The organism is Methanosaeta sp. UBA458, assembly GCF_002496085.1.
GTDB lineage: Archaea > Halobacteriota > Methanosarcinia > Methanotrichales > Methanotrichaceae > Methanothrix > Methanothrix soehngenii.
On the sequence record NZ_DAIK01000004.1, the window covers coordinates 24,613 to 25,148 of the forward strand.

Sequence of the window (536 nt, forward strand, 5' to 3'; positions counted from 1 at the left end):
TCGGATATGCCCACGAACCAGTCTATCTCTTTGGCCATGGCCTCATTGCTCTCGGCCACGATCTGGTTCATGCAGCTGTTTCCAGTAACCTCGCTCATCTCTACCTGTGTATTCCAGAGCCGCTCTGCGGCTGCTACGTCAAAGACACCGTGCTCCGGGTCAGAGACTATCTTGTGTCTGGCGTAGAACATGGTGCCAATGCAGCATGTGGGGTACTCGCCAGGCTGGCCCCCTAACTTGAATTTACCGAAATCGAAGACTTCTTGCTTTCTATCAAATCTGAACATTCAAATCACCGCCGTCCAATTGCCTGCGTAAACGAACAGTACGTATGCTAAGACCAGGATCAATCCTGCGCAGATACCATAGGCCATGCCTAGATCTCTGCCGATGGATTTGCCGGCTCTCATGTACTTCTCTGAGGAGTAGAATTCCACCTTCTCCTCGATCTTCTCCAGCCTTGCCATCACATCTCTGAGCTGATCAGGATCGACCACAGCAACGGGTACTACCGGCTTGGTATCTTCTGGCATATG

The 536-nt window shown here is 51.5% G+C and carries 1 protein-coding gene and 1 pseudogene; both read right to left on the reverse strand.

Going from position 1 to position 536, the window contains the following annotated elements; translation table 11 throughout:
* A pseudogene (locus tag BP822_RS00225) lies at nucleotides 1-287 on the reverse strand (tetrahydromethanopterin S-methyltransferase subunit H); the annotation flags it as partial.
* Nucleotides 288-536: tetrahydromethanopterin S-methyltransferase subunit MtrG (mtrG, locus tag BP822_RS00230; protein ID WP_286877469.1), on the reverse strand; the 249-nt coding region annotated here is incomplete at its 5' end. It lies immediately after the preceding pseudogene.